This is a genomic window from Chamaesiphon sp. VAR_48_metabat_135_sub (genome assembly GCF_031418915.1).
Classification (GTDB): Bacteria; Cyanobacteriota; Cyanobacteriia; order Cyanobacteriales; family Chamaesiphonaceae; genus Chamaesiphon.
The window spans coordinates 26,023-36,663 of record NZ_JANOJV010000173.1 but is presented as its reverse complement, the minus strand read 5'-3'; the positions used below and the strand labels follow the sequence as shown (position 1 = coordinate 36,663).

8 protein-coding genes are annotated in these 10,641 nt (G+C 45.7%); 5 read left to right on the top strand and 3 right to left on the bottom strand.

Annotated features, from left to right (window positions below; translation table 11 throughout):
* Window positions 1–1,520 (bottom strand): ATP-dependent zinc metalloprotease FtsH (ftsH, locus tag RMO55_RS12740; protein WP_310427045.1); only part of this gene is annotated, 1,520 nt, incomplete at its 3' end.
* Window positions 1,521–1,986: 466 nt separating this feature from the next.
* Here ftsH and RMO55_RS12735 point away from each other — a divergent pair.
* The 3 genes from RMO55_RS12735 to atpC all read left to right on the top strand — a co-directional run bounded on the left by RMO55_RS12735 (window position 1,987) and on the right by atpC (window position 5,284).
* A complete protein-coding gene (locus tag RMO55_RS12735; protein ID WP_310427044.1) occupies window positions 1,987–3,006 on the top strand; it encodes a serine/threonine-protein kinase in 1,020 nt (339 codons plus the stop codon).
* 246 nt (window positions 3,007–3,252) lie between these two features.
* Window positions 3,253–4,704, top strand: a complete 1,452-nt coding sequence (gene atpD / locus RMO55_RS12730; protein ID WP_310427042.1) for a F0F1 ATP synthase subunit beta — start codon at window positions 3,253–3,255, stop codon at window positions 4,702–4,704.
* Window positions 4,705–4,882: 178 nt separating this feature from the next.
* The gene (gene atpC / locus RMO55_RS12725; RefSeq protein WP_310427040.1) at window positions 4,883–5,284 is read left to right on the top strand and encodes an ATP synthase F1 subunit epsilon; all 402 of its coding nucleotides are present in this window, start codon (window positions 4,883–4,885) and stop codon (window positions 5,282–5,284) included.
* Window positions 5,285–5,386: 102 nt separating this feature from the next.
* On the opposite strand, the gene RMO55_RS12720 is transcribed toward atpC, so the two are convergent.
* Both RMO55_RS12720 and carB read right to left on the bottom strand, forming a co-directional pair.
* Window positions 5,387–5,758 (bottom strand): hypothetical protein, encoded by a 372-nt coding sequence (locus tag RMO55_RS12720; protein WP_310427039.1) that lies wholly within the window; start codon window positions 5,756–5,758, stop codon window positions 5,387–5,389.
* A 123-nt stretch (window positions 5,759–5,881) separates the two neighbouring features.
* Window positions 5,882–9,130: a carbamoyl-phosphate synthase large subunit gene (gene carB, locus RMO55_RS12715; protein ID WP_310427038.1), complete on the bottom strand. Its 3,249-nt coding sequence runs from the start codon at window positions 9,128–9,130 to the stop codon at window positions 5,882–5,884.
* Between the two features lie 289 nt (window positions 9,131–9,419).
* Here carB and RMO55_RS12710 point away from each other — a divergent pair, with 289 nt between their 5' ends.
* Both RMO55_RS12710 and RMO55_RS12705 read left to right on the top strand, forming a co-directional pair.
* Window positions 9,420–10,004 (top strand): hypothetical protein, encoded by a 585-nt coding sequence (locus tag RMO55_RS12710; protein WP_310427037.1) that lies wholly within the window; start codon window positions 9,420–9,422, stop codon window positions 10,002–10,004.
* 307 nt (window positions 10,005–10,311) lie between these two features.
* Entirely contained in the window at window positions 10,312–10,563 is a 252-nt protein-coding gene (locus RMO55_RS12705) for a hypothetical protein (protein WP_310427036.1), read from the top strand.
* Window positions 10,564–10,641 lie beyond the last annotated feature (78 nt).

The window sequence follows — 10,641 nt, the reverse complement described above, 5'->3', positions numbered from 1 at the left end:
CTATCATCGCCCAAGAATTGTGACTGGCTGCCAGCAAAAGCAATTGGCCCAAGTGTATCACTCATCCCGTAGAGCGTAATCGCTTTTTCGGCGAGGCTGGTTGCCTTTTGGATATCGTCACTCGCGCCTGTCGATACTTTGCCAAACACGACAGATTCCGCTGCCCGTCCGCCCAAGAGGGTCGCAATTTGACCGCGAATTTCGTCCTCCATCATCAGGAATCGATCTTCATCAGGCATCTGAAGCGTATAGCCCAAGGCACCAACACCACGAGGAACGATCGAGATTTTCTCAACTTTACCGCGTCCAGTCATCAAGGCACCGACTAGCGCATGTCCAACTTCATGATAGGCGACAGTTTGCCGCTCGATCGGATTTAGTACCCGCGAACGCTGCTCTAAACCGACGAGTACTCGCTCGAAGGCAACCTCAAAATCAGCCATCAACACCGCTTGACGATTGTTGCGTGCCGCCATCAGAGCCGCTTCATTAACTAGATTCGCCAAATCTGCACCTGTCAAACCAGATGTGCGCGTTGCTAATAGTTCTAGATCGACATCCTCGCCCAACTTAATATTATTAGCATGAACAGCCAGAATCTGCGCTCTGCCTGACCTGTCTGGTCTGTCAACCACTACTTGTCGATCGAATCGACCTGGGCGGCGCAAAGCTGGATCGAGGACTTCAGGGCGATTGGTGGCGGCAATCAGGATCACGCCAGTATTGCCATCAAAGCCATCCATCTCAGTCAAGAGCTGATTGAGGGTTTGTTCGCGCTCATCGTTACTACCATTGGGATTCATGCCATTGCCACGGGATTTACCGATCGCATCTAGCTCATCTATAAAGATGATACAAGGTGCTTGACGCTTGGCTTTCTCAAATAAATCACGGACTCGCGAGGCACCCACACCGACAAACATTTCGACAAATTCTGAGCCAGACATACTAAAGAATGGCACCCCAGCTTCACCCGCCACCACTTTGGCAAGGAGAGTTTTGCCAGTACCTGGAGGGCCAACTAGTAGTACACCTTTGGGGATTTTAGCTCCAAGGCGGGTATACTTATCGCTATTCTTGAGAAAATTGACAACTTCTTGGAGTTCTTGTTTAGCCTCATCAACGCCAGCAACATCGGCAAATTTAACGCCAGTTTTTCCTTGAGCATAAGTTCTGGCTTTACTCTTACCAACACCCATGACTCCGCCGCTACCTTCGGTATATTTGAGCAGCAAAGCACCAGCACCAACCGCAACTAATGGTGGTAGAATGACAGCTAATAATGTGCCCAACCAAGAATCAGTCTGAGGATTTTGGATGGTATATTCTACACCATTTGCAGTTAGCAAATCAGGCAAGCTTTCTGCAATTATATCTGGAATAGTAAAATAAGTTCCGTTGCTATCCTCACCTTTAACTGTATACTCAACTCGGTTGGAGCCGATCGTTACCTTGGCAATTCGGTTAGTTTTAACTGCTGCCAAAAAATCGCCGTAAGCCTGTTGGGAAATAGTTGCCATCGTTTTATAAACAAAAAGAGTAGATGGAGTTAAATTAGTTAATAGTTGATAATTGATAGTTAATAACTAGCTTAACGAATTGCAACCATTAGGAGATCGATGGTTGATGGCTAGAGTGGTGTTTTGTTGATGTTTTTATCTTAGGCGATCGATCTGATAAATATAAGTCGTAGTGCTACTCTATTATCTGGCGGTAAACCACACTGAAATATCAGTAAAGCGATCGACAAATTGGGTTTCTGGAGTCTAGTGATCGGGACGATTAAGCACGTAATTTGTGCTACAAAAGAATCTCAGTTACGGTCTCTGCCAAAATACCGATCTATCCACAAAATAACCACAAAAGATAGTTGAATTGGCTTATATATTTCCATAACGCACCAAGTATCATGTTGAAATATCAATGCTTGTGATACCGATCGCTTGCCATTGATTTCAGCTACAAGTAGAGACAGTGAATTTGCTTATGACCGATACTGCAACCAAACAACCTGTGATCCCAACCAACTTGGCACGGCATGAATTAGTGTTGCAGGCAGAAAGCGACTCGAAGGCTCAATCAGAACTGCTCCTGAAGCGTTATTCAATTCAGTCATTATTAGGTCGAGGTGGTTTTGGGGTCACATTTTTAGCTCGAAATACGCACTTACCCGAACAGCCATTGTGCGTAGTCAAGAAATTTGCCCCGATCTTTACCGATCCGAAATTAGTCGCGATCGCCCGCGATCAGTTTGGGCTAGAATCATTGATGCTCAGTCGGTTGGGCAGCCACGCGCATATTCCGACGCTACTGGATTATTTTCAGATTGGTACGGACTGCTATCTCGTTGAAGAGTACATCCCAGGCACTGTTCTATCGCAGCTTGTCAGCAACCAACATCAATTTACTGAAGCAGAAGTCGAAAACTTTTTGACGCAGATGCTGAAACTGTTGGAGTATATCCACTCTCACCATTTAATTCATCGCGATATCAAACCGCAAAATATTATCCTGTGCCAAACAGATCGCCGTTTCGTGTTGGTGGATTTTGGTGCTGTCAAAGATCTGTCTCCCATTACCAGTCCAACTAAAAACGCCGAATACAGCACGGCTGTGGGTACCCCAGGCTTCGCGCCACCGGAACAACTAGCAAACTATCCAGTCTACGCCAGCGATATCTATGCCTTGGGCATGACCTGTATTTATTTGCTGACAGGTAAGCAACCCAGTGAATTTGCCACCAATCCTTATACCTGTGAACTGATGTGGGCAGAGGATCTCAACCTTAGTGCTGGCTTACTCGAAATCCTCAACAAGATGACCCAGATGCCCTTGGTCGATCGATATCAGTCTGCTACACAGGTACTCACGGCACTGGATAATCGATCCATTCGCGCCAAATTGCGTACCTACTTAGATCAAAAACACGCCATCGCTAAGGGTGAGAATAGCAGCTCACGGATTTATTACCCTGCTGTTGTGCATTGGGCGTTAGGAATTGAGTAGATCATTACTCCCAACTCTGAAATTGGTTAGTGAGCGGAGCCGAACTAGCCAACTCCCAAAAATACCCACAGCACCGTGTGCGTTCGATGATAAACTAAACCATAGCATTGCAAAATATTAAGAGTAGCCAACAAACAAAGAGCAATCCAGCTAATTACTGAATTGATCTCTAAGCCGATCGACAGGTCTGGTTTGTTGCTCGAATCGCTATAGACAAAATCACACAATAATAAGTAGTAACGGCACATGGCTAGCACCGCAGAAAAAACCAACGTGGGTAAACTCACCCAAGTTATTGGTCCAGTTGTAGACGTAGAATTTACTGGTGGCAAGATGCCCCAGATTTATAGTGCCCTCAAAGTCGAAGGTAAAAATGAAGCTGGACAAGATGTGTCTGTGACCTGCGAAGTTCAACAACTTCTCGGAGACAACCAAGTTCGTGCCGTTGCGATGAGTACCACCGACGGACTAGTCCGTGGTATGGACGTAATCGACTTGGGCGCACCAATTAGCGTACCAGTTGGTACAGCTACATTGGGTCGGATTTTCAACGTATTGGGTGAAGCAGTTGACCAACAAGGTCCTGTGAATACTACGGAAAGATCGCCAATTCACCGCGAAGCTCCCAAATTAACCGAACTCGAAACCAAACCTTCCGTATTTGAAACCGGAATCAAAGTGATCGACTTACTCACCCCTTATCGTCGGGGCGGTAAAATCGGTTTATTTGGTGGTGCTGGCGTAGGCAAAACCGTAATCATGATGGAACTGATTAACAACATCGCAACCAATCACGGTGGTGTATCAGTTTTTGGTGGTGTAGGCGAACGTACCCGTGAAGGAAACGATCTCTACAACGAGATGATGGAATCCGGCGTTATCGACAAAGAGAACCTCGGCAACTCCAAAATCGCCCTAGTCTATGGACAAATGAACGAGCCACCTGGAGCACGGATGCGTGTTGGTTTGGCGGCGTTGACAATGGCGGAATATTTCCGTGATGTGAACAAACAAGACGTACTGTTGTTCATCGACAACATTTTCCGGTTCGTTCAAGCTGGTTCCGAAGTATCTGCACTATTAGGTCGGATGCCTTCGGCGGTAGGTTATCAGCCTACTCTGGGTACTGATATGGGCGACTTACAAGAGCGGATTACTTCTACCAAAGAAGGTTCGATTACTTCCGTTCAAGCGGTATATGTACCTGCGGATGACTTAACAGATCCAGCTCCTGCAACTACCTTTGCTCACTTAGATGGTACTACCGTATTGTCCCGTGGTCTAGCATCCAAAGGTATTTACCCAGCAGTAGATCCGCTCGATTCCACCTCCACGATGCTCCAACCATCGATCGTTGGTGCAGATCACTACGATACTGCTCGTGCCGTACAATCTACCCTCCAACGCTACAAAGAGTTGCAAGATATCATTGCAATTCTCGGTTTGGATGAATTAGCAGAAGAAGATCGTCTAATCGTTTCCCGCGCTCGGAAAGTAGAACGCTTCTTATCTCAACCCTTCTTCGTTGCGGAAGTATTCACAGGTTCTCCTGGTAAATACGTCAAACTCGAAGACACCATCAAAGGCTTCAAAGCAATCCTGGCTGGTGAGATGGATGATCTACCAGAGCAAGCTTTCTACCTCGTTGGCGATATTGCTGAAGCACGCGCTAAGGGTGAGAAATTGTTGAAAGGCTAGGATTACCTAGAATTGTGGCGGAGATCTTTACCCCACCCCAGCCCACCCCATGTAAAGGGGAGGGAGCCGGATCCAGACCCTTTATGGTCTGGGGAAAAGCCCCCTTTACAAGGGGGTTGGGGGTAAAATCTCCGCCGTAGTCAAGTTCAAACCCAACTATAAAAACTAACTATAAAACATGACATTAACAGTAAGAGTAATTGCTCCAGATAAGACCGTCTGGGACGGTACAGCAGACGAAGTGATTTTACCCAGTACAACTGGTCAATTAGGTATTTTGACAGGTCACGCATCGCTGTTGACTGCATTAGATACTGCGGTGATGCGCGTTAAATCTGGTAAAGATAAATGGACACCAATCGCGTTGATGGGTGGCTTTGCAGAAGTTGATAATAATGAAGTGACCGTGCTAGTTAACGGTGCAGAATTGGGCGAAACAATCAATAAAGAACAAGCTCAAAAAGATTTGACTGAAGCCGAAGAAAAAGTAGCTACCGCTCAAACTGGTACTCGTCAAGAACAAATTCAAGCGACTCAAGCTTTTAAACGCGCACGCGCTAGACTTCAAGCTGCTGGCTAATTGAAAGTTAATTAATAAGAAACCCTCCTAATCGATCGATTAGGAGGGTTCTTTGTTAATTGTAAAATCGGTAATCGATCTCGATCGGTAGTCTGCGGTGAATTATCTACAGACAGTTGTATTCGTCACCCCCGCTCGATCGGTCCGATCTGAATTACTACATTCCGAACCATGTTTATAAATTTTGATAGTAATTGGCTCTTGGTTGGCAGTAGAACCATTTGCCGCGATTGTCATATTTTTACCAGTGGTAAAGTTAATCGTCAGTGGTAGTTTCCCAACCGCCTGTTCTGTGATACTGGTTCGGGTACGATTGTGTTGCGTCATGGTATAACTACCCCACAGTGTACTCCCTGCCTTCCCACTATATTCAACTCGATACTGTACTTGGTCGCTAAAAGGATTTCCAAACGTCCGAACACCCAACAAACTCACACCAGTCACTAATGACCACAAAACATACACGCTTTTCACAGCTTTGCTAACCCAATGTTACACAAACTCAATGTACCCAGCAAATGGGGGTAAAATATGCACAAAATAGTTAAAAAATTCTGTGCTTTATTTTTTTAACTGTTGCTACCGCTTTTTTAAGTATTAGCGACCTAATCCAATGTAATCCTGTAATGCTTTGACTTCCAACGGTTGTGATTGCAGCGATTTAATCGCTGCTGCGGTGGCTTTTGCTCCAGCGATCGTCGTGACGATGCCAATCTTGTAGACTAGAGCCGTGCGTCGAATCAACTTACCATCGGCTTGAGCTTCTTCGCCGGATGGAGTGTTAATAATTAGTTGGATTTGACCATTCTTGATAATATCTACCACATTCGGACGACCTTCGTGGAGTTTCAAGACTGACTCGACGACTAAGCCATGTTCTTCTAATACTTTTTGAGTACCGGATGTCGCGATAATTTTAAATCCCATGTCGATAAAATCGCGAACTACTGGAACTACTGCTAGTTTATCGCGATCGCTAGTCGAAACAAATACTTTGCCAGTTAATGGTAATTTTTGTCCCGCTGCAAGTTCGGCTTTGGCGTAGGCGCGTCCGAATCCAACATCGATACCCATAACTTCGCCTGTCGATCGCATTTCTGGGCCTAAGATGGTATCTGTCCCAGCAAATTTATCGAAGGGTAAGACGGCTTCTTTGACGGCGATGTGGGTGGGGATGACTTCCTCTGTATATTCCAAGCCTGTCAGGGTTTCGCCAGACATAATTCGGGCTGCATAACCAGCTAATGGTACACCTGTCGCTTTGGCTACGAATGGTACTGTACGAGATGCGCGGGGATTTGCTTCGATAATATAAACCTCTTCGCCGCGTACTGCGAATTGGATATTCATCAAGCCAATCACTTTGAGAGCTTGAGCTAGTTGTACCGTCCATTCTCTAATGGTGGCTACGGTGGCATCGGAGAGCGATACATAGGGGAGGGAACAAGCGGAATCGCCGGAGTGAATTCCGGCTTGCTCGATATGTTCCATAATTCCGCCGATGACCACTTGCCCAGATGCATCGGCAATTGCGTCTACATCGACCTCTATGGCGTTCTCTAGGAACTTATCGATCAGAATGGGGTGGTCGGGTTCGACCTGCACCGCGTAGGTCATATAGCGTTCGAGTTCGCTATCGGAGTAGACGATTTCCATCGCTCGTCCACCAAGGACGTAGGACGGACGTACCACTACGGGATAACCGATTCGATTGGCGACGTGGAGCGCGTCATTGTAGTCTCGCGCCATCCCATTTTCTGGTTGTCGGATTCCCAATTGGCGTAATACTAGCTCGAATCTTTCTCGATTTTCCGCCATATCGATCGAGTCTGGGCTAGTTCCCCAAATTTTGGTGGTGGTATTTTCGCCCTGTGCGTCTAGATATTCTTGTAATGGTACGGCTAGTTTGAGGGGAGTTTGTCCCCCAAATTGGATGATGATTCCTTCTGGTTGCTCGGCTTCGATGATATTAAGAACATCTTCTTTGGTGAGCGGTTCAAAGTACAATCGATCGCTGGTATCGTAATCGGTGGAGACGGTTTCAGGGTTGGAGTTAACCATGATTGTCTCAAAGCCCTGTTTGCTGAGGGCATAGGAAGCATGACAGCAACAGTAGTCAAATTCTATCCCTTGTCCGATCCGATTTGGGCCGCCGCCGAGGATCATTACTTTGCGACGAGTTGAGGGGATGACTTCGGTTTCTGCTTCGTAGGTAGAGTAGTAGTAAGGTGTTTCGGCTTCAAATTCGGCGGCGCAGGTATCGACTAATTTATAAGCGGGAATTACGCCGAGGGATTTGCGATAGGTGCGGACGATATCTTCGGTGGTTTTGGTTGCATAAGCAATTTGTCGATCGCTAAATCCTTGACGTTTGATATCCCATAATTGTGCTTTGGTTAGGGATGTTAATTTTTGAGTTTTCAGGAAGGATTCAGTAGTTAAAATTCCTTGCAGTTTATCGAGAAACCACGGATCGACTCCGGTGAGATCGTAGATATCTTCTTGGGATAGCTTCAACTGCATCGCATGGCGAATACTGAAGATGCGATCGGGTGTTGGAGTCCGCAGTTGCGAACGAACCTGCTCGATCGAGGGTAAAGATTCATCGCGATCGCAACCCCAGCCAAATCGACCAATTTCGAGAGAACGTAAGGCTTTCTGGAATGACTCTTGGAAGGTGCGCCCGATCGCCATTGCTTCACCGACTGACTTCATTTGCGTGGTCAGAACATGGGAGGAACCAGCAAATTTTTCAAAGGCGAATCGAGGAATTTTAGTAACTACATAATCGATCGTCGGTTCAAAGCAAGCGGGCGTTTTCTTGGTAATATCATTGGAGATTTCATCAAGAGTATAACCTACCGATAATTTCGCGGCAAATTTAGCGATCGGGAATCCCGTTGCTTTAGAAGCTAACGCCGAACTCCGGCTCACACGCGGGTTCATTTCAATGACGATATATTCCCCCGTATCGGGATGTACCGCAAACTGAATATTAGAACCCCCAGTCTCTACCCCAATCTCACGAATGATTTTAATCGACGCATCGCGTAACCGCTGATACTCCTTATCCGTCAACGTTTGCGCTGGAGCAACAGTAATCGAATCTCCAGTATGAATTCCCATCGGATCGATATTCTCGATCGAGCAAACAATCACCACATTATCCGCTAGATCCCTCATCACCTCTAGCTCGTATTCCTTCCACCCCAAGAGAGATTTCTCTACCAAAATCTGATCTACAGGCGAAGCATCCAATCCAGTTTGAACGATTGCTTCAAACTCTTCCTGATTGTAAGCAATCCCCCCTCCGGCACCTCCAAGGGTGAAGGCAGGGCGAATAATTAATGGATATGTCCCAATCTCTTTTCCGACTTCCCGCGCTTCTAAGAGCGTTGTGGCGATGCCTGATGGACAAACTGGAACACCGATCCTCCCCATCGCTTCCTTGAACAGTAAGCGATCTTCCGCCATTTCGATCGCATCTAATTTCGCGCCAATTAGTTCGACACCATACTTTTCTAGTACTCCGCTTTTCGACAGGCTCACAGCCAAATTCAGAGCAGTCTGTCCCCCCATCGTTGGGAGTAATGCATCAGGGCGTTCCTTAGCGATGACTTTTTCTACCAACTCTGGTGTCAGCGGTTCGATATAAGTCCGATCCGCCGTGTCAGGATCGGTCATAATTGTCGCAGGATTGGAATTGACCAATATCACGTAATAACCTTCCTCCCGCAGTGCTTTACAAGCCTGAGTACCAGAGTAGTCAAATTCACACCCTTGTCCGATGACGATCGGTCCTGAACCTAAGAGTAAGATTTTGTGTATGTCAGTCCGGCGAGGCATATAAATTAGGGGGGAGAGGGGAGGGGCAGAGAGGGGAAAAGCAGGGAGGGGGTTAACAGAAATTATGAATTCCGATCTATCTTAATGGGTTTAGGTCACTTCGTGGGAAATTTTTCAACCTTTACTTCCAGTGTCTGAATTTCTCTCCCCCCTCTCCTCCCTTTTTTTTGAGTTTGAGATGAGTTGTAGAAATCGGTTGTAAATGGGGAACTATAGCAGGGGAGAGAAGCATGATGAGCCGAAACACCATACATCTACACTCACCTAGCTACTCAATCTCAATTCAGCTTTGGCACTGCATCTCCTACCGACACTTCATCGCGATCTTTGTGAAATTACCATGACAACTATCAACCAAGAATTCGATCTCCTGGCTCAATCAGTTAACCAAACGCTTACCACTCATCACCAACAACTTCAGCTTCAACAAGAACAGATTAAATCGCTAACACAACTATTAAATTCCTGTCGCAACTCTACTGTCGATAGTCACTGTATTAGTGCGATCGAACGCTTAATCGAGATTCTCGATCGGCATCAACAATCTGCCGCTCAAGTTTACAGCGTTTTAAATGCACTGACACAAGCTAAAGATGCGCGAAATTTAACGATCGATACTCAAGGCGAAATTGCTACTTATCTTAAATTAGAATTAGGCGAATTAGCACAGCGATTGGGGATCGATCGAATCACTAAGTTATCAACAGCCGCCAATAGTACGACTGGTTGGTCGAAGTTAATGGCTGAATATCCCGATCCTGATGACTATCAATGGCAGTTCCCTAGCGTTAAACGCGGTTTCTACCACAAAACTCATCAACAAGTAATCGGTACCAAAACCGTCAAGCTGGTATCGAGTTCATCACTAAACTAGCAACAAGCAACAATTAAAACTCTTCCCAACTCCCAACCCAAGAGGATGAATGGATGCGTATAAGATAGCATTCGCCAACCCTAGAAGATCCCCCTATCCCCCCTTAAAAAGCAGGATGGTTTCATCATACACCGGAAGAAAAATTACTCAGTCCACTTCTAAGAAATTTTCAAAATTTAAGCCGTTCTGGGCTTAACTTTCACCCCCTGAATCCTGACATTTAATCAAGCTTCGTGGAATCTAATCTCTCTGCTTGTAGTTACGTACATCGAACCATAAATAACTGCACTTTTAGGAGTCAAATATTATGAAACTAGCTACTGCTACAGCATTTTCAATTCCATTAATCTTGCTTAATTCCCTGAGTACATTCGCACAATTTAAACCTGGACAATATAATCAAAACCCAGTTATCGAGAATCCAAATATTCAGAGAATTAATCCTGGCTTATTGTGCAAAGTTTGCGTTCAGTGGGAAAAAGGGGCACCAGGTACATTTGTTGGGCCTTGCATCCGCTATGAATATCGACCTTGTGGTACGTCTCCAGTAATTAATTAATAGTCTTTCAAAGAAAATCACAAAATTGGGGGGTGTCGTCCAGAGTGATGAAAACTCCCAAAAACATATCCATATAGC